Annotated in this window: 19 protein-coding genes; 6 read left to right on the forward strand and 13 right to left on the reverse strand. The window is 45.0% G+C overall.

What is annotated here, in order from left to right:
* Positions 1 to 173: 173 nt before the first annotated feature.
* From ACLWOR_RS13540 to aspT (ACLWOR_RS13570), 7 genes are all read right to left on the reverse strand, one after another.
* The gene (locus ACLWOR_RS13540; RefSeq protein WP_413941287.1) at positions 174 to 1049 is read right to left on the reverse strand and encodes a hypothetical protein; all 876 of its coding nucleotides are present in this window, start codon (positions 1047 to 1049) and stop codon (positions 174 to 176) included.
* Positions 1050 to 1173: 124 nt separating this feature from the next.
* Positions 1174 to 2580 carry an efflux transporter outer membrane subunit gene (locus ACLWOR_RS13545; RefSeq protein WP_413941288.1) on the reverse strand — a complete coding sequence of 469 codons (1407 nt, stop codon included), beginning with the start codon at positions 2578 to 2580 and terminating at the stop codon, positions 1174 to 1176.
* Positions 2577 to 5729 carry an efflux RND transporter permease subunit gene (locus ACLWOR_RS13550; protein WP_413941289.1) on the reverse strand — a complete coding sequence of 1051 codons (3153 nt, stop codon included), beginning with the start codon at positions 5727 to 5729 and terminating at the stop codon, positions 2577 to 2579. Before ACLWOR_RS13550 ends, ACLWOR_RS13545 begins: the two co-directional genes overlap by 4 nt.
* A gap of 3 nt (positions 5730 to 5732) precedes the next feature.
* Positions 5733 to 6881, reverse strand: coding sequence for an efflux RND transporter periplasmic adaptor subunit (locus ACLWOR_RS13555; RefSeq protein ID WP_413941290.1), 1149 nt, complete (start codon positions 6879 to 6881; stop codon positions 5733 to 5735).
* A 36-nt stretch (positions 6882 to 6917) separates the two neighbouring features.
* Positions 6918 to 8573, reverse strand: coding sequence for a bifunctional aspartate transaminase/aspartate 4-decarboxylase (locus ACLWOR_RS13560; protein WP_413941291.1), 1656 nt, complete (start codon positions 8571 to 8573; stop codon positions 6918 to 6920).
* 31 nt (positions 8574 to 8604) lie between these two features.
* On the reverse strand, positions 8605 to 10284 hold the full coding sequence (gene aspT / locus ACLWOR_RS13565; protein WP_413941292.1) for an aspartate-alanine antiporter: 1680 nt from the start codon (positions 10282 to 10284) through the stop codon (positions 8605 to 8607).
* Positions 10285 to 10302: 18 nt separating this feature from the next.
* Positions 10303 to 11994, reverse strand: coding sequence for an aspartate-alanine antiporter (gene aspT / locus ACLWOR_RS13570; protein ID WP_413942172.1), 1692 nt, complete (start codon positions 11992 to 11994; stop codon positions 10303 to 10305).
* A gap of 239 nt (positions 11995 to 12233) precedes the next feature.
* Between aspT (ACLWOR_RS13570) and ACLWOR_RS13575 the strand changes: the two genes are divergently transcribed.
* Positions 12234 to 12629 carry a hypothetical protein gene (locus ACLWOR_RS13575; protein WP_413941293.1) on the forward strand — a complete coding sequence of 132 codons (396 nt, stop codon included), beginning with the start codon at positions 12234 to 12236 and terminating at the stop codon, positions 12627 to 12629.
* A 14-nt stretch (positions 12630 to 12643) separates the two neighbouring features.
* Positions 12644 to 13390 (forward strand): hypothetical protein, encoded by a 747-nt coding sequence (locus ACLWOR_RS13580; RefSeq protein ID WP_413941294.1) that lies wholly within the window; start codon positions 12644 to 12646, stop codon positions 13388 to 13390.
* On the opposite strand, the gene ACLWOR_RS13585 is transcribed toward ACLWOR_RS13580, so the two are convergent.
* Positions 13387 to 14127, reverse strand: a complete 741-nt coding sequence (locus ACLWOR_RS13585) for a substrate-binding periplasmic protein (RefSeq protein ID WP_413941295.1) — start codon at positions 14125 to 14127, stop codon at positions 13387 to 13389. The genes ACLWOR_RS13580 and ACLWOR_RS13585 overlap by 4 nt on opposite strands.
* A gap of 251 nt (positions 14128 to 14378) precedes the next feature.
* Here ACLWOR_RS13585 and ACLWOR_RS13590 point away from each other — a divergent pair, with 251 nt between their 5' ends.
* From ACLWOR_RS13590 to ACLWOR_RS13600, 3 genes are all read left to right on the forward strand, one after another.
* Entirely contained in the window at positions 14379 to 14708 is a 330-nt protein-coding gene (locus ACLWOR_RS13590; RefSeq protein ID WP_413941296.1) for a TIGR00366 family protein, read from the forward strand.
* Positions 14709 to 14748: 40 nt separating this feature from the next.
* Positions 14749 to 15276: an adenylate kinase gene (locus ACLWOR_RS13595; protein WP_413941297.1), complete on the forward strand. Its 528-nt coding sequence runs from the start codon at positions 14749 to 14751 to the stop codon at positions 15274 to 15276.
* Positions 15277 to 15532: 256 nt separating this feature from the next.
* Positions 15533 to 16066: a hypothetical protein gene (locus ACLWOR_RS13600; RefSeq protein ID WP_413941298.1), complete on the forward strand. Its 534-nt coding sequence runs from the start codon at positions 15533 to 15535 to the stop codon at positions 16064 to 16066.
* Positions 16067 to 16125: 59 nt separating this feature from the next.
* Here ACLWOR_RS13600 and ACLWOR_RS13605 read toward each other — a convergent pair whose 3' ends face one another.
* The 5 genes from ACLWOR_RS13605 to pheS all read right to left on the reverse strand — a co-directional run bounded on the left by ACLWOR_RS13605 (position 16126) and on the right by pheS (position 21011).
* Positions 16126 to 16419 (reverse strand): hypothetical protein, encoded by a 294-nt coding sequence (locus tag ACLWOR_RS13605; RefSeq protein WP_413941299.1) that lies wholly within the window; start codon positions 16417 to 16419, stop codon positions 16126 to 16128.
* A 186-nt stretch (positions 16420 to 16605) separates the two neighbouring features.
* Positions 16606 to 17142 (reverse strand): MerR family transcriptional regulator, encoded by a 537-nt coding sequence (locus ACLWOR_RS13610; RefSeq protein ID WP_413941300.1) that lies wholly within the window; start codon positions 17140 to 17142, stop codon positions 16606 to 16608.
* The gene (locus ACLWOR_RS13615; protein WP_413942173.1) at positions 17102 to 17443 is read right to left on the reverse strand and encodes an integration host factor subunit alpha; all 342 of its coding nucleotides are present in this window, start codon (positions 17441 to 17443) and stop codon (positions 17102 to 17104) included. The genes ACLWOR_RS13610 and ACLWOR_RS13615 overlap by 41 nt, the downstream gene beginning before the upstream one ends.
* A 104-nt stretch (positions 17444 to 17547) precedes the next feature.
* Complete coding sequence (gene pheT, locus ACLWOR_RS13620; protein ID WP_413941301.1) at positions 17548 to 19989, reverse strand: phenylalanine--tRNA ligase subunit beta; 2442 nt, start codon at positions 19987 to 19989, stop codon at positions 17548 to 17550.
* A complete protein-coding gene (gene pheS, locus ACLWOR_RS13625) occupies positions 19986 to 21011 on the reverse strand; it encodes a phenylalanine--tRNA ligase subunit alpha (RefSeq protein WP_413941302.1) in 1026 nt (341 codons plus the stop codon). The genes pheT and pheS overlap by 4 nt, the downstream gene beginning before the upstream one ends.
* A 112-nt stretch (positions 21012 to 21123) precedes the next feature.
* Here pheS and rsmG point away from each other — a divergent pair, with 112 nt between their 5' ends.
* A complete protein-coding gene (gene rsmG, locus ACLWOR_RS13630) occupies positions 21124 to 21999 on the forward strand; it encodes a 16S rRNA (guanine(527)-N(7))-methyltransferase RsmG (protein ID WP_413941303.1) in 876 nt (291 codons plus the stop codon).
* Positions 22000 to 22023 lie beyond the last annotated feature (24 nt).

The following is a 22023-nucleotide window of genomic DNA, read 5'->3' on the forward strand; positions in this document are numbered from 1 at the left end:
GGTGGCTGGGTTTTGGAGGTTTCCAAGGCTTCGCGACACGGCATCCGGCCTCTGCTGTTGCCCACCTTCGGTGGGTTCGTGCCATCCAGGCACCAACAGAGGTCGCTACGTCTTGAAAATCTCCAAAACCCAGCCCCCAAATTTGCTGAACCTCATAGCTCGGATACAATTTTCTATTTTAAAAACGCAAAGTTGTTACTCTTCGCAATATATAGATAAAGACCTAACTCTAAGTGCTCGGACTTTTTAGTCGTGCACCAACTTCTTCTTGTAAGTCTTTTAATGTGATCTCGAAGTTTGGCGCAGGTGTGATTGATTTTAAATAATGGATCGAATTTACGTTTGTTGTGGTTGAGATATCTTTGTTCTCTCGTCTTTTCTTTTTTATCGTCCGCTAAGAATATTAAGTGTTGAGCTTTGGGAAAAGCTTTTTTCACGGCTTTTATGTAGCTGAGTTTTTTGTCTGACTTAATGATCTGGATATTGGGATTACGAGAGGAGATTTCTTGTAATAACTCAGGAAGTTTCGCTTTGATTTCATCAGGACGAGGTCCGTATTTTTGGAGAGAAACTGAAGATAAATGTCCAAAGGCTTTAATCTTTGCCACTTTAACTCCGGCAATCTCATAGTGCTCATTAACCGCAACGATGACGGATAATGGTTTTAACTTAGTATGTTCAATAGATAAAAGTTCATCAAACTCAAGTTCTTGACCTCGAAGTTTTCTACTTAAGACATCGTCCTTAGCAAGTGTACCGAGCCAAACCCATCTGGTGTAGGCTGTTTTATAGTTGCATCCCACAATTCTAGCGGCCTCTCTGAGACTGACTCCACCAGCAAAAAGCTTGCACAGGGTTCTATTCAGAAAGCTTTTCTTTTGTTTAAAAGCTGGCGACAAAGTTCTGGTGGAAAAGTTCTTATTGCAGTGATTGCAATGAAAACGCGGGATATAGGTTTTAGTACTCTTTTTATAAAAGTAGCCACGTTTAGAAAAGTCTTTGTAGCCACAATAAGGGCATTTTTTATGGTGAATTGGAAACTGCGCCATCAAATGATTAGGACAGCAATAACGGTACTTAGTTTAAGGCGTCTGATTTTAAATCTAGGTATCCGGTTTTAAATTGATCCGGACACCTTCAGATGGTGTTATGCACACAATACGGGATCAGTTTCTATTTGTTCAGTGTCCAACCGCCGCCGAGGGATTTGTATAAACTGACCACGGCGGCCAGATGTCCTTCTACGGCATTGACTCGACTTAAATCAGCTTGAAACAAGCGGCGTTCTGCATCGAGCACCTCAAGATACGGTGATTGACCATTGTTGTAGCGAAGTTTTGCCAGATGCACGTTTCGCTGTAAAGCCGTAACCTCTGCCGTTTTTGATTCAACCAACTCCCCTTGTTTTTCATACGCCTTCAGAGCATCTCGGACTTCTGTAAAGGCAATCTGAATGGACTTTTGATAGGCGGCCAAGGCCTGCTGTTGCCGAGCCGTTGTCGCTTCCACTAGATAACCAATTTTACCCGCATTGAAAATCGGCATACTTAAATTAATTCCGTAGCTCCAAGTTTCGGATTGTCCCTTAAACAGGTTGCTGAGATCCGAAGAGTCCGAACCAATTCCTGCAAATAAACTAATCGAAGGAAAATAATAGGACTTCGCTACTCCGATTTGCGCATTGGCGCCGATGAGGTTTTGTTCTGCCGCCATAATATCGGGGCGACGCTCTAAGATCTGCGAGGAAAGTTCTTTCGGCAGTTCTGGTGGCTTTAAAAATTCCGAAAGTTGTTTTCCTCGAGCAACCGTCGTCATGTATATTTCTTTCGGCGTTCGTCCTAATAATACCGCCAAAGAGTTTTCTGCTGCACTGATCTCTTGTTCGAATTTTGAGATCTGCCCTCGAGACTCATGCATTTCCGCTTCCGACTGACGTGCGTCGAGTTCGGAACTCATTCCACCTTTAAATCTTTTTGAAATCAAATCGTAGGAGTCCTGGCGTGAACGATAGGTTTCTTGCGAAATTTGGAGTTGCGAGTCTAAAGCTCGCAAATGAATATAGTTAAATGCCACAAGCGAAGCGATTTGCAATTGCACGTTAACGCGATTGTAGTCAGCCTCAAAAAGTCGTGCACGAGATGCTTCGTTGGCACGACGAACTTTGCCCCATAGATCCAATTCATAGTTCGCAATCAAACCGACAATATTCGTATTGGACGTGCGATTCATTCCTGGAATAAATGCACTCGATCCCACTTCACTGATTTTGCTCTCACCAAATCGGCCTCCTAAATCAAGAGTCGGATAGTAGTCAGCACGCGAAACACCCGCTAAGGCCCGTGCCTCGTCCAATTTTGCCATCGCCAAGGCTAGGTCTTGATTCTTTACTAAAGCTTCTTGCACCAACGCTTGCAACTGTTTATCGCCAAAAAGATTCCACCAGTCTGTGGGAATTTGTGCGACTGTGGCGCTTGTGGATTTTTCCGCTGGCGGCAATTCCACCGCCGGTCGTTTATAATCAGGTCCCGTCTTACAACCTGTGACCGTTGCGAGCACTATAAGTGGAAGGGCTTTATTCATGTGGCTCCTCCGTGCAAAGGTTTGACTTGGGCTGGTGGCAATTGCGTGGCCTTTTTTCTCTCCGTTACTGAAATCACCCACACATAAAACATGGGAATAAAGAAAACAGCCATAAAGGTACTGGCAAGCATCCCCCCGATAATTCCCGTGCCTAAAGAGTGACGACTGGCCGAGCCCGCACCTGAAGCAATGGCCAGCGGCAATGCGCCAAACACAAATGCCAGTGATGTCATGATGATCGGACGGAAGCGAAGTTTTGCGGCACTCATCGCAGCCTCACGGAGTGACTTTCCGGATTCTTTTTCTTCTACCGCAAACTCAACAATCAAGATGGCATTTTTCGCTGAAAGACCAATCAGCGTAACCAGAGCGACTTGGAAATACACGTCGTTTGAAAGACCCCGCAAGAAGTTTGCCAGAATCGCTCCTAACATCGCATACGGCACTGACAGCAATACTGAAACCGGCAAAGACCATTTTTCATATTGTGCAGCTAAGATCAAGAAGACGAAAATCATACCGTAAATGAAAACCATCATCGACGTTCCGCCCGTCTGTTTCTCTTGATAAGCAGGTCCCGTGAATGAAACGTCATAGGTGGACGGAAGTTCTTTTTTAGCCAAATCCTCGATAAGCTTGATCACCTGCCCGGAGCTCACACCCGCTTGGGGATTTGCGATAATACGAGTCGCGGGGAATACGTTCAAACGCTCAACCAACTCGGGACCGGTGATTTTTTGTACGTCCATAATCGAGGTCAATGGCAACATCGCACCTCCATTAGATCGCACATACACGTTGCTAATATCTCCAGGATAAGCGCGGAAATCAGGTTCAGATTGCAGTTCGACTTTAAACGTACGACCAAATTTATTAAAGTCATTGACGTAGTATGCACCAAAGGTCGCTGACATGGTGTCAAAGACACTGTTAATCGGAACACCATAAGCTTTACTGCGCTCACGGTCTAAACGGGCATACACCTGCGGAATGTTCGCACTGTAGGTTGTTTGAGCGGCCGCAATCATAGGGTCCTTATTTAACTTTTCTAAGAACTGATTCGTGATTTCGCCCATTTTTTTCAGCGACTCCCCACCTTTATTTTGTATGTAAAACTCAATCCCCCCGGTAGAACTCATACCGGTGATGGGCGGCGGATTGTAGGCGATCACTTTCGCCTCTGGAATAACGGCATTCAGCCCTAATAACTGCGCGACCAAATGTTTGGAGCTGTGCTCGTCCCCTTTTCGCTCCTTCCAATCTTTCAGAACAATAAAGCTAGTGACCATGTTGGTTTTGGCGGTCCCTGTTAAAAGATCAAAACCAGAAAACGTCACCGTATCTCGCACATCTGGATGAGTCATAGCAAAGGCGTCGACTCGATCACCCACCGCACGCGTTCTCGATAAAGATGCCCCATCTTGTAAAACCGGAGTGGCAAAGACATAACCCTGATCTTCATCAGGCACCAAGCTGCCGGGAACTTTGCCAAAAAGGATAACGGTTGCAATACCGGTCGCCACTAAAATGGCGGCGCCTAAAATACCTCTGCGAATAAAAAGTCCAACACCTGATGAATAACCATTAGTCATCTTATCAAAGAAAGTATTAAACCAACGGAAGAAAATAAACGGCTCACCATGTTTTGGTTTTAGCATGATGGCACATAGAGCTGGCGTCAGTGTTAAGGCGACCAATCCGGAAATAGCGACCGAGATCGCAATGGTGATCGCAAATTGTTTGTACATTTGCCCCGCAAGTCCTCCGGCAAAAGCAACCGGAATAAACACGGCACAAAGAACAAAGACGATGGCAATCACCGGACTGCTGACTTCTTCCATAGCAGCGATGGTGGCTTCTTTCGGCGGCAGATTTTTTTCATGCATAATCCGTTCGACGTTTTCCAGAACGACGATGGCATCATCGACCACCAGACCAATTGCCAAAACCAGACCGAATAAAGTCAACGTATTGATAGAAAATCCCAAGGCGTACATTCCGGCAAAAGTTCCCACGATCGAAACCGGAACAGCCAGGCACGGAATCAAAGTGGCACGCCAGTTTTGCAAAAATAAATACACGACAATGAAAACTAAAATCATCGCTTCTAAAAGAGTGTGCAAAACTTCTGTGATCGACACTTTGACGAAAGTTGTTGTGTCATAGGGAATAGAATACGTAATACCGGTCGGGAATTTTCCTTTTAATTCCTCCATGCGCTCAATAACAGCCGTGGCCGTTTGAATTTGATTGGCACCCGGAGCCAAATACACAGCAAGACCGATAGCCGTTTTCCCGTTCCATTTGGTTTCAATATTATAGTCAAGAGAGCCCAAGTCGATACGAGCAACATCGCTTAAGCGAAGCTTCGATCCATCCGGATTAGATCTGACAATGATATCGGCAAACTGTTTAGGGTCCTCCAAACGCCCTTGCGTTGTGACTGTCATAGTAAAGTCCACCGGCGAACTCACCGGTTCCGCGCCGACTTTACCCGCTGCGAACTGACTGTTTTGTTCCCGAATCGCAGAAATAATATCTGATGATGTCACTCCTAATTGCGCCATGCGATCGGGGCGTTGCCAAATACGGATGGAGTAGTCGCGAGCTCCGATGATACTAGCATCCCCCACGCCTGGAATACGTTTGATATCATCAAGGACGTTAATCAAGGCGTAGTTACTGATAAAGGTTTGATCGTAACGGCCATCCGGTGAAGTCAAAGTGATGATTTGCAAGATAGCGGATGATTTTTTTTGCACCGTCACACCTTGACGGCGAACTTCCTCTGGCAAGGTAGCGATTGCCGCTTGCACGCGGTTGTTGACGTTAATAGTATTGAGATCTGGATCTGTTCCAATCGCAAAAGTCGCCGTGAGAATCATATCTCCGTTTGAGGAGTTATAGGACTGCATATAGATCATATTTTCCACACCGTTAATTTTTTGCTCTAATGGTGCGGCAACAGTTTCAGAAATAACTTCGGCAGAAGCTCCTGGATACTTGGTAGTGACCGAAACTTGCGGCGGAACGATGGGTGGATACTGCTCAATTGGCAACGCCATAATCGAAGCATATCCGGCAATAATAATCACGATGGAGAGGACAGTGGCAAAAACGGGCCGCTCAATAAAGAATTTAGAAAACATGTGCTACTCCATTCGTTTGCTTTGCGCGATGGAACCACTTTTTGTAATCACTTTTACTTTTTGACCTTGGTGAACCTTGATCGCACCGTCGACGATCAAAAGATCTCCAGATTTAAGACCTTTTTGAACGACAACGTCGTTCCCGATTTCTTCACCTAACTCCAGCATCACTTGCTGAGCAACGCTTTGTTTGTCGACGATAAAGGCCACAGGTCCTTTTTGCGCAAGAATCACGGCTTTCTGTGGAATCATGATACTGTTTTTGAGTTGAAAACCTTCAACCAGAACACGAGCGAATTGTCCCGCTTTTAAAAGACTATCAGGATTGTCAAACAGAGCGCGGGCACGGATTGTTCCCGTGCTCGTATCAACTAGGATATCGGTAAAATTTAATTTACCGATGACGGGATAAAAAGAACCGTCGTTCAACTTCAACCGTACACGTAAATTTGTAGCGTCACCAATCAGTGTTCCCGCATCTCGGCGGCGACGCAAATCATAGAGATCGCTTTCCGAATAGGTGAAGTTTACATAGGCGGGATTGATTTGTGAAATTACGGTTAACAGGGACCTGTCGGTGTCAGCCACAATTAAGCTGCCCTCAGAGACAGTTTCTTTACTGGTAAACCCACTAATGGGCGCACGCACCGTCGTGTAACCCAAATCAATTTGTGCGTCTTTTAAGCGAGCCTTCGCAGTTTCCAAAGCAGACTGCGAAGACTGGTATTCAGCCACGGCATCATCGCGATCTTTTTGACTGACAGCATTTTGCTTATACAGTGGTAAAATTCGATTCAACGAACGTCGCGCATTTTCAAACTTTGCAGCTTCAATGCGCACGACACTTTGGGCTTGGCTCACGCGAACTTTAAAAGGTTCGGGATCGATGAGAAAGAGAAGGTCCCCTTCTTTCACACGGGACCCCTCTGTGTAATAACGTTTTAATAAAATTCCACCAACGCGGGCACGGACTTCAACGTCCTTTATACCTGCTACCTGTCCCACGAATTCTTTGGTAACTGGTATGTCTTTTGACTCCACCTTAAGAACTGTGACTTCGGGGACCATCGCTGTGGGCTTAGGGGCTTCCTTTTTAGAGCAAGAAAGCCCGAGCATCACAAAAACTAACAAATATAAAGAACGCTTCGTCATGGAGAACTCCTTCCTTGGGGTTCCTCATTAATTGCATTAGTGAGATTTGTGGTTTCTTTTATCTTCCCATTCATCCACGTACACTTGAGCAGCTTCTCTTAAGTTCGCACCGATTTGCGGGTACGCATTTTCGTCCAAATTCGCGAGCGACACCCGCACAGACCATTCAGGTCCAGCAAAGCCCCCACCGGCCATCAAGACCGTCGAAGAAAGTTGAGCTAAGCGGAACAAAATATCTGTTGGTTCGTAGTTTTTCTTTAAGAATGCCGCAAAGTCCTTACCATAGTTCACTTCCGCCCATTGCATCAGGTCAAGTTCTGTATAGTAGGCTGTGCGCAAAGCATTTTCTGGCAACGGAATTTTCATGCCGTCAAACAATGCCTTGAGACGACGACGACAGATATCCTGAGTGAGTTTTTTATATTCATCGTTTTTATCCATCAGTGACTGCAACGAGAAAAGTGTCATCATCACTTGCTGTGGTAATGACAAGCCCGCCGTGTGATTAAGAGCGACCTCGCGACTGTCAGCCACCATGCGATCAATAAATTTCAATTTTTCCGGTTCAAGCGTGATAGAAGCATAGCGTTCTGCCAGTTCTTTTCTTTTTGCTGCTGACTGTTTTTTGATCATGTCGTCAAAGATATTTTTCTCATGAACCGCGACAACGCCCAAACGCCAGCCTGTGCAACCAAAGAATTTCGAATAAGAATATACACCGATCGTATTTTGCGGGAGATCCGCCATCAAAGAACGGAAGCCGGGAACAAAAGTTCCGTAAACGTCATCGGTAATAATAATCAAATCAGGACGTTTTGTTTTTACAATATTCACGATTTGCTTCATTGATTTCGGCGACATCGAAACACTTGGTGGATTGCTCGGGTTCACCAGGAAGAAAGCTTTCACTTTAGGATTGAGCAATTTGTCGATTTCTTTCTCGCTGTACTGCCACGTGTGATAGACGCCGTCTTTCGTCATTTCATCGGCATTGATATGAACAGTTTTAAAATCAAAACGCTTCAATTCTGGGATTTCGATGTACGGAGTGAAGGTCGGTGTTGCAAGAGCGATTGTATCACCTTGCTTCATCAGATGATTTTCCATCAAGGAATCAAAGATGTAACACATTGCCGCTGTACCGCCTTCAACGGCAAACAAGTCAAAGTGTCCTTTAGGCGGTTTATTGCCGCACATTTCTTGTTCAAGATAGGCATGAACAATAGCTTCGTTATGTTTCAGCATACGATCTGGCACTGGATAGTTGTCGCCAATGATACTGTCGACCAATTCATGCACGAAGGCATCAGGTTGAAACTTAAATCTTTCAACAGAGTACTTGACGGCTTTTTTAAGAAACTGAGCACCTTCATCTTTGCTGTGCTTCTCGATGTACTGACTGAGTCGTGTGGCGATCCCCTGCTTTTGCGGCATACCCCCAAGGTCTTTATCGTCCCACACTCGTTTTGATTCACGAATAGCAAAGTCGCCAAGAGTAAAAAACGCTTGCCGTGGTGTTGTCGCCACCCAGTTCGGATTCCCGCGACCGGCATTCAGCATCGCCGTGGCACTTTTTTGTGACGTTTCTGCTGCGAGAGAGATCAGCGTGTTTTTCATTTCAAAGGGACTTAGTTGCTCGAGTTTTTTCTGTGCGGCCCGAGACACTTTCAACTTCGTGTACTTTGTAGACATATATGTTCTCCTTAGTTTAGAACTTTTAAAATTAAGCTAACAAAACTACGATCACCGAACCCCACAGCGCCAAGAGCACATTGCCAATGGCATACGTCACACCATAACCTAATGTGGGAATTTTACTTTTTGCCACTTCTTGAATAGCTGCTAGTGCAGGAGCTGAAGTTCCCGCACCGGCGCAAATTCCTAATAAAATTCCCGGATGAATTTTGAAAACGTATTTTCCTAATAACAAAGTCACGGTGTGTGGAATGATCACTGTGACAATGCCTAAGCCCACAAGCATCAGCCCCGACTCCTGCAAACCTCGAACGAAATCAGGTCCGGCACCAATAGCCGTGATCGCCAAAAACCCACATAATCCTAAGGAGTCGAAAATCCAGAGAGCAGGTTTCGGAATTTGTCCCAACTGGGGACGTGTGGAGTGCAACCAACCGACAATCAATCCACCAACCAAAACTCCGACAGCAAGACTGAGTCCGATTTGCACACCGCTCACCAAAACCGCAGGCAGACCAATGATGGCACCAAACAAAATAGCGGCCATCACCGAAACCATTTCACTGCTCTCTGATGGGCGAATGGCAAATCCAACTTGCGCTGCGACTCGCTCTACGTGCCAGCGGGCTCCGGTCATCTCTAGGGTGTCTCCGACTTCAATTTTTGTTTTCGGCATTATTGGAACATCTTGACCAAAACGTTTGATGCTTAAAAGAAAAACACCTCTGGCGTCCACACGCTTGGCAAGATCTTCGATGGTCTGTTGGTCGAGAGCCTTATTCGTAACAATAACTTCAAGAGTCTCTCCCGAATAATCCAGCAGCTCTCGATCTTCTACTTCCAAACCTTTTAAAGGACTTTTGGCATCGGAAAAAACAAATGTACGCCCGCTGAGCGCCAGGACATCCCCAGTTAAAACTTCCTGTAAAGAATTTCCTAACAAAAGCTCTTTACCCCGTCGAATACGGTCCACAAAGACGCGATTGGGTAAAAATTGTTTTTCCAAATCGCTGACCTTTGTTTTATGCAAACCTTCCGGAACACGATAGGCGCGCACCGAAATTTCTTGATAAGCCATGTAAACGGCAGGGTTCTCTTCTTTGGACCCCATTTCTTCTTCAAGCTTTCGGCATTCCTCGGCAATATCAACACCCAAAATTTTTGGACCTAAACGAGACAGATAAAATACGACAGCTAAAACTCCTAAAAAGTAAGTCACCGCAAAAGCCACAGTCGCATTGCCCGTAAGTTCTTTTAACTTTTCAGGAGAAATGTCTAATTTAGAAAGCGCTTCACTAGCAGAACCTAAAGTCGCAGATTCGGTTAAGGCTCCGCCAATTAATCCACCAGCCGTTCCTGGATCTAAATTAAACATCTTTGCAAAAATGTAGACGACGATTAATCCCGTGACACAGAGAACAGCTGTGAGCGCCGCTTGCACAAGTCCCGTGGATTTAAGTCCTTTAAAAAATTGCGGCCCTACTTTGTAGCCAATGGAAAACAGGAAAAGCAATAAAAGTGCTGATTTGAATTCAGCACCAATTGCGATTTTTAATTGTCCGACACCAACACCGGCAATCAAAACCCCTGTGACAGCGCCCAGGGGCATTCCTAGAATTTTGATTTTACCAATCAGGTAGCCAAGTCCCAGTGTCAGAAAAAAAGTCAGCTCCGGATGCGCCTGAAGGTGTTTTACGATGATCTCCATACGTGCATAAGCTCCTGGCTAAACCAGCATAAAGACAATGACGGCACCCCAAATGGTTTTCAGCGTATTCGCAACAGCGTAAGTCACTGTGTAACCTAAAACAGGAACGCGGCTTTTCGCCGATTCTTGAATGGCTCCCAATGCCGCTGTTGTCGTCATCGACCCAGCACACGCTCCGAACAAAATAGCAGGATGAAATTTAAAGACATAGCGACCGATAAGAACCGCAATGATCGAAGTAAAGAAGGTCACTGCAATACCAACAAATAATAAGCTGATACCAACCGCCTTAATACCTGCTACAAAACCTGGGCCTGAAACCAGTCCGACGATGGCAACGAACGCTCCTAAACCAACGGAGTCAAAAACCCAGAGAGCCGCTGGAGGAATTTGCCCGAATGTTGGTTTTGTCGCTCTCCAATACGACATCAATAAACCCGCAATCAAAGCGCCACCACTGGTGCTCAGACTGAGAGGAATTTTCCCGACATTAAAGGAAAGAAGTCCAACCAAACCCCCGATCAGAATACCCAGTCCGATAAAGACCATGTCCGACATAATCGTAGGTCGCGTGGCAACACCGATATCCCTTGCAACGCGCTCAACATCTTCAACCCGGCCAATCAATGTGACGACGTCACCCTGTTGCAGTTTGGTGTTTTCATGAATAGGTACATCATGCTCGATACGCGTAATTTTACGTACCATCACATTGCGACGGAACTCATGCCCCTTCACCGCAATCAACTCAACCAATGTTTTTCCTGTCACTTCCTCATTGGTGACAACAACATCCAAAGCTTCCATTTTGAAATTGGTTAATTCCTCGTCGTCGACCTCTTCACCGATTTCTTTTTCGTGTTCAACAAGCGCTTTACGACGTGAGCTTAAGGCAACGATATCTCCTTCATTGATCACCACATTGCCATTCGGATCGATCACCTTGCCTTCGTGGCGCATACGAGTCACAAAGAGAGGATCTGTGCCGAATGATTTTTCTACATCAGAGACTTTACGATTCACATAGGTTGCGCCAGTGACTTTATAGGTACGAACGACGTCACGACTCACAGCTGCCATCATGCCAGGCTCATCCATCTTGGCACCCAGCTTTTCTTCATAGTCCTTACATTCTTTGGCGAGATCGATTTTTAATATCTTAGGACCAAAGCTTGCGAACACCCAAGCAAACACAATGGTCCCGAAAATGTAAGTCACTGCATACGCGATAGGGATTGAATTGTTGTATTGAGTTTTGAGTTCCTGAGAAAGGCCCGGCAAACTGTTGATGGCATCTTGTCCCACCCCGATCACCGCCGATTGGGTCAGCGCCCCCGCAAGCAACCCGGTAGAAAACCCAAGATCATATCCCATAATGCGGGCGCCAAGATAAGCGACGAGCAAACCCGCGACACAAACAACGGCAGAGAAGAACACCTGAGGCAAACCGTCTTTTTTCAAACCTTGAATAAACTGCGGTCCTACTTTGTAACCAACAGCAAATAAGAACATCAGAAAGAAAATGGCTTTCGTGTCAGCACCAATCTTAATTCCCAGCTGACCAATGATGACACCAGCAATCAAAGTACCCGTGACCGAGCCCAACTGAAAATAACCGATTTTAAGCTTACCGGCGAAATAGCCGATTCCAATAGTGAGAAAGAAGGCAAGTTCAGGATGAGCACGCATTTGTTCGATCAACCACGACACCATACAATCCCCTTACGAGTCTGTTAAAGACATCAAACTTGTTGTAATTGATGTTAAGAAAAACAACTCTGTGAGACAAAAGGACCCGATTAAATTGCAAACATACATCGCGTTATTGTGAGCATTGGCAGCAGCGAGAACGGCGAATGACAGTACGACGCAGAGCTATCGAACATAAATCACTTGCCGAGCCCCGCTTTGGTCGGGAACACTTAAGACTCAAATGCAAAGGAGTGTCTGTGAAAACTGTTATTGCACTTATCGCCTTGATGGGAGCTTTCTCTGCTCACGCCGCTGATAGAAAAATCGGCAATGTGATCATGATTGAACGCGACATCGAGAATGTTTATGACCGTTGTGTTGCTTCCTTAAATCCAGAAACTAAAGCTGGTGAATATATCTTTTGCCCAATTCAGATCACAAAAAACGCGGGTGAGGTTCTTTTGAACAAAGGTGGCGGTCTTCGCTACAAAACTCCAACTTGTTCTGTTGAGAGCGACTTCGGCAACGGCAAGATGTTGATCACATACCGTGCATTGAGCAAAGACGCGACTTTGGAAGATGCAAAACGTTGCCTTCAAAATGCTCTTAAAGGCAATGAAGACATGATCGCTACTATTCAAACGATTGAGTAGTCGACTCACGCTGTATGAAATCTCGTTGGCCCTTCCTGATCCTGGTTAGCCTTTTAGGTCTTTGCTTGTTGTGGGTTCTTACAAAAAAAGATCCCACAACAGATAACATCCCTCAGGAAGAGGTCTCCGCGGATGCCCAGACTTCAAACTTAGCAACAACCGGCGCCGCTCCAAACTCATCCTTTCCCAGTCATGAATTAGCGCAAACCCCATCCACGGAAAACGACCCCGGCGCCCTTGCCGTACCTTTTGAAAATCGCCTTCAAGAAATTGCCGATTGTTTGAAAATCAAACCCGGTAAACCGGATGAAGATTCCACGGATATGGACTTCTTTTCGTTAAATTCAGCCTTGGCGGAAAAATTTGGCGGTTATCGAGATGAAGATGACTTGTGGGCCTCAACCGAACTTAAAACCCCTTCAGGAGAGCATCGCCGTCTGTTGATTGATTTCCGTGAAGGCCAGCCTGCGCTTCGTTATGTAGTGGTCCAACCCGATGGTAGTCAGAAAAATATTGAGCTGACTCCTGAACAGTCGAACGAGCCTTCCGAAGCTTTAATTGCAAGCCTTGAATCAGATGGTCAGGTGACAGGAAGAGCGCGTGCTCGCGTGGTGAACTATGCTTATGGCCAACAACTGACCCTGCAAGAGATCGACGGAAAAATTTATTCCTACAAGCTCTCTCAGGGCGACAAAGTCTATAGTTGTCAGCGCCCTACTAAAACGGGCGTTCCTAATTGCTCATGCGGGGATAAATACTAACTTTTGCTGCGGACTTTTTGAATAGCTTTATTCAGACGTTCAATAACAAAGTCAGGAACTTTTTTACTGCACATAATATGACGCTTTGGAGTTTCTGGAAGATCCGAAACTTTAATCACAACGAATTCATTGCGCTGACTTTTCGTTGTTTCTAACAAATGTCTAAATTCGATATCAGAAAGAAAGAAATAATCTGCGCGACCGGATTTGACCATGAGGAGCATTTTCTCCATATCGCCTTCCATCAACACACTTGGCGGCTTTAGGTCTGCTATTATCTGATCAAGTACAGGGCCATTCGAGAAACGTTCTTGATACAGAAAGCGCCATTTTCTGTTTTGCAAAATTTCACGCGCGGTCTTGAGCTGTGGATCCAAAGTTCCCTTATGCCCAATTGCAACCCAAGGACCATCATCGTAAGTCGCATCGGTGAACTTCGCGTTTTTTTCACGCTCTGGTGTACGGAACCATCCCATCGAACAATCAAAACCTTGCCCCGCAAAAATCAACATAAGCTGACGATTCACGGGCGTGTGCACGACTTCATAAGGCACACCTGATTCTTCTATAACCTTTAAAGCAAACGTTGCGACTTCGCCCTGAACCTTACCAGCTTCTTCATATATAAACGGCGGCCGAGCATTGTAACGAATCGTTAAATGAGGAACTGCTTCGACGACGGCGAAAGCAAGAACAGGTGATATGAACACAATAAGAAAGTTCAATAGGAAGTTCATCGGGTTATTATTGAAGCAGAGAATTGTTTTTTCAATCTCCATAAACAAAAAATCGACTGCATAGCAGCGCAGAATTTTCTTTTTTCACACGATCTCTGGTATCTCCTCCTCACATTTAAATAATGATGAACCTCACATCTCGCGCTTCATTTTGTAGTTCTAAACATAAAAAACTATGCAGTTAGCCTCCTAAGTATCACAATGTTAGGTATCTACTATTTTAATTGAGGTGATTAGAATGAATTCCACGAATGGATCCATCAAGAAAAGCGGCGCACTTGCCGCTCATGATTTACAGATTGATATCACTCCGGATGTTGATGCTGGGAATGCTCCTGACTTGGAGACCAAAAAGATTTTTAAAATCTATTTCTAAAGCCGTACCTTCAATCGCCGGAATTTTAATTCAATTTCCTCTCTATGTAAGTATCGCGTATACATTGACGAAAGCTCCCGGAGCGGAAGGACAAACTTTGTCGCATCATATCTTTGATTTCTTCGTATCAATTTCCACGAAAGATACTTTCTCTGCCGCCTATGATTCCTTAGCCGTTCCCATAGCAAGCTGGTTGACTCCATAAACCAGCTTGCGAAATTTCTTCTTCTCCTTAATATATCTTTATGTTTCAAAAAATCGCCGTGATTGGAAATATTGCCGGAGGTAAAACTCGTCTCAGTCAAAGCTTGGCTGCGCGGTACTCATTACCTCTTACGCATATTGATCGCTTGCAGTTTTTGCCGGGCATGAAGATGCGGCCTCTGGATGAAACCAGAAAATCTTTAACCGAGGTGACGGCGCAAGATAAATGGATCGTGGATGGCTTTGGTCCACTTGATCTGTTAGAACCGCGTTTAAAAATGGCTGACCAAATTGTCTTTATTGATCTTCCGATTTGGCGTCACTATTGGTGGCTTACGAAAAGACAAATTCAAAATCTTTGGAGTGTTCGCGCCGAACTTCCAGCGGGCTGCCACGAGCGCAGTTGGGAACATACGCAAAAGCTGTATAAAACAATGCGCCAGATTCACACGAAAATGCGCCCTGAAATGCTCCGTATTTTAGAACGTCCTCATTATAAAAATAAAACTGTGCTTATTCGCGATATGCAGACGTGGAATAAAGTCTTTCAAAAAGGCTTAATTCCTTAAAGAGAATTAAGACAAGGCTTCACCGAACTAGCGTCTCACTGTGAGAAATTCCCCTGTCTACGAATTTGATTTTGCCTAGTGCTTAGCCAGGGCGATTTTTCTTAAGACAATTCGCCGACTTCCACCTGTATTAATGAAAAATAAAATATCATACTGACACTCACCCACCCCCATAAGCATTTTACTGACAGCTTACGATGGCACTTGGAATGCAATAGCTAGAGTTATCGAGATTAAGCAACTAAGGTGGTATCAAGTGAAAGCAAAATTATCGACAGCATTTCTTCTCTGCAGTAGTTTCGTTCTTATAATCGCCTTCCAAAACTGTTCTAAGGTTGGCTTTACCGAATCACAAATCGCCTCACTGAAAAATACTGGTGACGGACGCAATCCCGGAGATGACCCGTTAGGTGTTAACGGTCGCGATCCCGGAGACGATCCAGACGCTGATGAACGCGATCCAGGTGATGACGAAGGAGAACAAGATCCACGTGATCCAGGTGACGACGAAGGTGTGAATAGCATTGATGAAGATGAGGATAGCGATTGGCTTTATATCCCTGGCGGACGCGGACACGTGCCAATGAGTTCTGTGGCAATTTGCCCTGTGGGCTCAAAGGACGAAGGTAAGCAAAAATGTCCAATGTTCTGTTACAAGGGTGTGGACTATGTGATGCACAAAAGCGAAGCAAGAAATTACTTCGTGAAAAAGTTCGATGAAGTGCCTAACTACGGTGGTGGTGCAGTTCCAGGAACTTGTGCAAATCCAGATCTAAAAATCAAAGACTAAAATTATTAACCAAGATCACACACGAAAAAAAAGCCAGGCTGAAGAAGCCTGGCTTTTTCTTATTGAGCTAAGAACTCGCCGATGATTTGCGCGGCTGTATCTTCACTGTATTCGTAGTTTAAAAGCATTTCTGCAAGCGTTGCGACCTCTTCTGTCGACAATCTCTTGCTTACACATTTATCGACAAGCAAAGCCTTTACCACTTCACTTTGCACAATTTGGAAGGGCAACTCTACGATACGCAATTGATCAATTTTCGCTGTCGTTTTTTTGCTGGCATTGCAATATTTAGAAGCGGCTGAAACCTGTACACTTGCGAGAACCAAAGTCAGAGACAAAATTAGTTTTTTCATGAAAATCTCCATGTCAGTTTTTAAAACTGAGGTGAATGATAAAACCAAGGGTCGCGACTCACAAGTGGTCACAGAAAAGCATGAAATTATTCATCAACAGATGTCTTGAAAATTTTATACACCGTTAAATCAAAAAAAAAGGCCGATCCCCTGACCGGCCTCTTTATTCACAATTCGTGAAAATATTTATTTAAATAGTTGGCGCAAGCGGCGGATATCAAGGATCAACTCCTCTACGCCTTCTGTGACATTCTCAAGTTTGTGATAAACCTGACTCATGTCTTTTTCTTTACGAACATGCGCTTTGAGTTCTTTCATCGCGTTTCTTGCTCCCTCGATAGAGAAACGATCGCGGTGAAGAAGCTTTCTGATCAACAAAGCATTCTCAACATCTTTACGTGTATACATACGCTGATTGTTAGACGCTTTTTTAGGCTTTAAGATATCAAACTCAGTTTCCCAGTAACGGAGAACGTATTGTTTAATTCCCAAGATATCGGCAACATCGCCGATTTTAAATCCCATTCTGTCCGGAATAGAATTGATCTCTTCCAAGAGCTTGTCATCACAAAGCATCGCCGGAATAGAGATAGGCTCGCTCGATGTCACAGGGACATCGGCGTTTTCGATTTCTTGCGCCAAGCCCACGTGTTGATCTTCCAACGCGAGCTCGGAGGCGTCACTACTCGTGATCGTCGTAGTTGTCATCGTCGTCATCATCATCGTCATCCTTCAAGTGAGCGTACTCTTCACCATTCAACATAGCTTTAAGTACTTGTGAGGGACGGAAGGTCAAAACACGACGAGCTGAAATTTTGATCTGCTCACCCGTTTGTGGGTTGCGACCAATGCGCTCGTTTTTTCCGCGAACAAGAAAATTACCAAAACCGGAAATCTTAACCTTTTCCCCGTTTTGCAAAACATCCTTCAAGGTATCGAAAACCATTTCGACCAATTCAGATGCTTCCTTCTTGGAAAATCCAATCTTTTGGTACACGTTCTCGACGATATCGGCCTTCGTCACAGTTGATTTGCCTAAGTTCTGGCCTGCCATAGTAGTCCTTCACTCCCTTTTCGTACTTAGTCATGCACCTTCAGCCTAACAAGTTACTGAAACATATCAAGAGTTTATCTCACTGAAAGATCAAAATTCTTTTTCAAACTTTCAAGTACCTTCGTAGTTACCTCTGAAATCTGCGCTTCTTGCAGTGTGGCATTCTTATCTTGCAACCACAGTCTCAGCGCGACAGACTTCTTCCCTGCTTCCATTTTGTCGCCTTCATAAAGGTCAAAAACGTCCACATTCAGCAACAAAGCTCCCGCCGCCTTACGGATGTCTTTCAAGACGTCACCCACCTTCAACGTCTTCGGCATCACAAAGGCAAAGTCACGCTCCACGATAGGGAACTTCGAAATGCTTTGGATACGGTAAGGACGAGGCTGTGTTTTATAAAGCAGATCCAAATCCAACTCTGCCAATGCAGCAGGAACACGAATTTTTGCTTCTTCAAGTAAAACTGGATGAACAGTTCCGATAAAGCCAACTTTTTTGCCTTCAACTAACAATTGAGCATATTGACCCAAATGTAAGAACGCCGGCACTTCTGCTTTATTTGCAGGCGTCACCCACGTGTACGAAGAAATATTGAGAACTTTAAGTAACGCTTCAACTGCAGCTTTGGCTTCATAAACCACTGGGTAATCCAATGATTTGTTCCAAAGATTCTGCGTGCGTCCCCAGATCGCAAGACCCAAATGCGTGCTTTCAGAATAAGAACCATCTTCTTTCACCGCAAAAGTGCTACCTGTTTCAAAAAGCTTCCCTTGCATATTGCCAGCATGGAAATTTGAATTCAGGTTTCTGAACAAACCAAAACTCAAAGACGAACGCATGACATCCATCTCTTCGTTCAGAGGATTCATCACATGAATGGCTTTTTCAGAAGCCACCAACCCCGCTGCTTTCAACGTCTCAAGAGAGCCCAAGAAAGCACGCTCTGCTTTTGAACCGACAAAGGCGAAGTTCACAGCTTGTGAGTAACCTTCCGCACGCAAAAGTTCGCTGGTTGCGCGATTCAACATGAACGTCTTATCCTGGAATGTCGGCATTTTTGCAAAAACCGGCAATGACTCTGGAATATGATCGTAACCATTCAGACGCGCATACTCTTCCACCAAATCCATGTCTTGCTCGATATCAAAACGGAATGTCGGAGGCAAAACTTTGTAAGCTGTGCCTGACTTCTCAACATGGCAACCTAAGCGCTTCATGAAATCGACAAATTTATGTTCTTCAGCTTCATAACCCAAACGGTCTGAAACTGTTTGTACTGACAATGTCACTGGAGATTTTTTAACTGGATTTGGATAGAAGTCATGGTGATCACTATAAGCTTCACCACCAGCAACTTCCAAAATCAAAGCTGTTGCACGATTCAACCCACGCAAAGCTCCATCAGGATCCACTCCGCGAGAGAAACGATAAGCTGAGTCTGTTTCAATACCGTGAGCGCGTGCTGATTTACGCACAGCCATTGGCATAAAGTAAGCACTCTCAAGGAAGATGTCTTTCGTCGCTTCAGAAACGCCGGAATTTTTACCACCGACAACACCTGCCAAACAAACCGGATGGCTGGCATCACGGATTGTGAGTTCAATGCCCGTCAGAGTTTTCTCAGTGCCATCAAGAGTGATAAATTTCTCACCAGCAACAGCACGATCCACGATGATTTTTTTACCACCGATAAAGCCCGCATCAAATGCATGCAAAGGCTGACCAAGTTCCAACATCACAAAGTTTGTCACGTCCACAACGTTATTGATCGAGTTCATGCCCAGAGCTTCTAAGCGCTGTTTTAACCAAGCCGGGCTTGGTCCCACTTTCACTCCTTTGATAAAGCGACCCGTGTACCGAGGACACATATCGGGAGTGCGCACTTCGAGTGCAATTTCGCTTTTCGTCGATTTAGAAACTGTGACGGGTTCTGCTTTTGGCGCTTTTACTTCTTTTGAGAGCAGGCAGCCCACTTCACGAGCTAAACCAAAGTGGCTTAAGCAGTCCGCACGATTTGGAGTCACCTTTAATTCGAAAGTGATATCGTCATAACCACCGTATTCAGCGTAAGCTTTACCGATCGGAGCATCTGGAGGCAAAATCGCAATGCCTTCTGATTCTTTCGCCAAGCCCAATTCTTTAAGCGAACACAGCATACCTGCTGAATCCACACCACGAACTGCTGATTTTTTAATCGCAAAATTACCTGGCAATACAGCACCTGGAAGTGCCACGATCACAACATCACCCGCTTTGTGGTTTTGCGCACCACACACGATTTGATGAACGAGTCCTTCGCCTGTCGAAACACGGCACAAAGACAATTTATCCGCGTTCGGATGCTTGTCTTTTTCTAGGATTTTACCGATCACCACGTGATTGAAATCTTTTGCGCGGTTTGTGATCTCTTCAACTTCCAATCCTGCACGAGTCAAAATCTCGGCAAGGTCTTCCGGTTTAGTGAAGAATTCTTTTACATCAACATACTCTTGGAGCCACTTTAGACTTATTTTCATTTTACAAACTGCCTTAAGAAACGAACGTCATTTTCAGGGAACAAGCGAATATCTTCGATTCCGTATTTAATGATGGCCATACGCTCAACACCAAATCCGAATGCGAAACCTTGCCATTTCGGATACTCAATTTTTGCTGCTTGGAAAACTTTCGGATTCACAAGGCCGCAACCACCGATCTCAATCCAACCTGTATGCTTACAAAGACTGCAGCCTTTGCCTTTACAAATCGGGCATGAGCAATCCACTTCTGCCGAAGGTTCTGTGAATGGGAAGAAGCTTGGACGGAAACGGGTTTTAAGGCCTGCACCGAAGAACTCACGTACGAAGAAGCTGATCGTGCCTTTCAAATCCGCCATTGAAACTTTCTCATCAACGCAAAGTGCTTCGATTTGATGGAAGTTTGGCAAATGCGAAATATCACTATCGCAACGGAACACAGGACCTGTTCCGATCACACGCAATGGCAACTCTTCATTTTCAAGTGAATGAATTTGAATCGGAGATGTATGAGTTCTAAGAACATGCGTTTTATCAATGAAGAACGTGTCTTGCATCTCGCGCGCGGGATGGTCTGCCGGAATGTTGAGAGCTTCGAAATTATAATAATCTTTTTCGATCACAGGACCTGTGCGCAGGCTGTAACCCAAGCGAGACATGATCGTAAAAATCTCGTCGACAACGATGGCAGCTGGATGTTGGGTGCCTTTAGGACGAGTAAACGCTGGCAGCGTCATATCCAATTCTTCAGCGGCCATTTTGCTCGAGATCTCGGCATTTTTCAGAGCGTTTTCTGCTTCTGAATAAGCCGTCTCAAGAATTTGTTTCACCTCGTTGACTCTCTTACCAAAGAGCGGTTTTTCTTCTTTTGGAAGAGTCGCCATCTCTTTCATAATCTCAGTGAGGGAACCACTTTTCCCCAAGTATTGAACTTTGAGGTCGTAGAGGTCTTTGGAGCTAGGAGCCGCTTTAAAGGCTGCTAGCGCTGCATCTTTAATAGAATCAAGTTTCGCTAATGACATAGGTTTCTGATATTCCCTTTAAACCCGCGATTTTTCAAGGATTTAGGTTTTACACACAGTGCAGAAAAGCCTTGAGGTTTAAGGGTTTTGCCCCTATTCTCGGCCCCACTCTATGGCGCATAAGAACAAAACGAACTACAGTCCCTATAAGGCTCGTCAAGAAGCCCGTGCAAATCCTGCCGATAAAAGCCCCAAAGCCCTTATGGGTCGCCATAAAAAGCCGGAACATATCTTTGAACTCAATGAGGCCAACGACCGACTTGCCGATATTTTCCGCAATCACGAGTTCAACTTGGTTAGCCACGAGCAGCGTCATCAATTGGCGCACTTTTATCGCCTTTTGATGCTGAACCAAGAAAAAGAGAACTTTACCCGCCTCTTAAAACTTCGCGACATCGCCATTAAGCACTTTATCGATAGCATCATCATTACGAAATATACCAAGTTGCAATTTCCACTGATCGACGTCGGCACCGGTCCCGGTTTCCCGGGAATTCCTCTTAAAATCATGTTCCCGAAAGAAAAAATTCTTTTAGGTGAAGGCGTGCAACGTCGCGTGGAATTCTTAAAACACGTGCGCTCAGAAATGAATTTACCAAATCTTGATATCGTCGGCCGTAACATCAATAAGCACTTCGTTTACCCGGTAAATGGCGCCATAACACGTGCTGTTGAAGACATCGGCAACACTCTTGGAAATGTGATCAGCTGCTTGCAAATCGGTGGTCGCGTTTACTTTATGAAGGGCCCCGGCGTTGATCCCGAGATCAAGGCTGCGAAAGAAAATTGGGGCGAGTTCTATAAACTTGTTGAAGACGTGGCGTACACTTTACCGCACACACCGCACGAGCGTCGCCTCGTGGTTTACGAAAAAATCAAACACCAACCGCTCCCAGAAGAAGACGATGGAGAACACCTTCTCCTCGAAGAACTCTCTCCTGAAGAGAAGCGCCGTTGGGCCGAAAAATATCCCAACTCTGCGCGGTAATTGCGTCATTCTTTGTGCTGAATG

Source organism: Bdellovibrio sp. HCB2-146, assembly GCF_047345725.1.
GTDB lineage: Bacteria > Bdellovibrionota > Bdellovibrionia > Bdellovibrionales > Bdellovibrionaceae > Bdellovibrio.

Coding starts and splice junctions, on each gene's coding strand:
- ACLWOR_RS13540 (WP_413941287.1), bottom strand. CDS start 1,049: ATGGCGCAGTTTCCAATTCACCATAAAAAATGCCCTTATTGTGGCTAC.
- ACLWOR_RS13545 (WP_413941288.1), bottom strand. CDS start 2,580: ATGAATAAAGCCCTTCCACTTATAGTGCTCGCAACGGTCACAGGTTGT.
- ACLWOR_RS13550 (WP_413941289.1), bottom strand. CDS start 5,729: ATGTTTTCTAAATTCTTTATTGAGCGGCCCGTTTTTGCCACTGTCCTC.
- ACLWOR_RS13555 (WP_413941290.1), bottom strand. CDS start 6,881: ATGACGAAGCGTTCTTTATATTTGTTAGTTTTTGTGATGCTCGGGCTT.
- ACLWOR_RS13560 (WP_413941291.1), bottom strand. CDS start 8,573: ATGTCTACAAAGTACACGAAGTTGAAAGTGTCTCGGGCCGCACAGAAA.
- aspT (WP_413941292.1), bottom strand. CDS start 10,284: ATGGAGATCATCGTAAAACACCTTCAGGCGCATCCGGAGCTGACTTTT.
- ACLWOR_RS13580 (WP_413941294.1), top strand. CDS start 12,644: ATGAAATCTCGTTGGCCCTTCCTGATCCTGGTTAGCCTTTTAGGTCTT.
- ACLWOR_RS13585 (WP_413941295.1), bottom strand. CDS start 14,127: ATGAACTTCCTATTGAACTTTCTTATTGTGTTCATATCACCTGTTCTT.
- ACLWOR_RS13590 (WP_413941296.1), top strand. CDS start 14,379: ATGGATCCATCAAGAAAAGCGGCGCACTTGCCGCTCATGATTTACAGA.
- ACLWOR_RS13595 (WP_413941297.1), top strand. CDS start 14,749: ATGTTTCAAAAAATCGCCGTGATTGGAAATATTGCCGGAGGTAAAACT.
- ACLWOR_RS13605 (WP_413941299.1), bottom strand. CDS start 16,419: ATGAAAAAACTAATTTTGTCTCTGACTTTGGTTCTCGCAAGTGTACAG.
- ACLWOR_RS13610 (WP_413941300.1), bottom strand. CDS start 17,142: ATGATGATGACGACGATGACAACTACGACGATCACGAGTAGTGACGCC.
- pheT (WP_413941301.1), bottom strand. CDS start 19,989: ATGAAAATAAGTCTAAAGTGGCTCCAAGAGTATGTTGATGTAAAAGAA.
- pheS (WP_413941302.1), bottom strand. CDS start 21,011: ATGTCATTAGCGAAACTTGATTCTATTAAAGATGCAGCGCTAGCAGCC.
- rsmG (WP_413941303.1), top strand. CDS start 21,124: ATGGCGCATAAGAACAAAACGAACTACAGTCCCTATAAGGCTCGTCAA.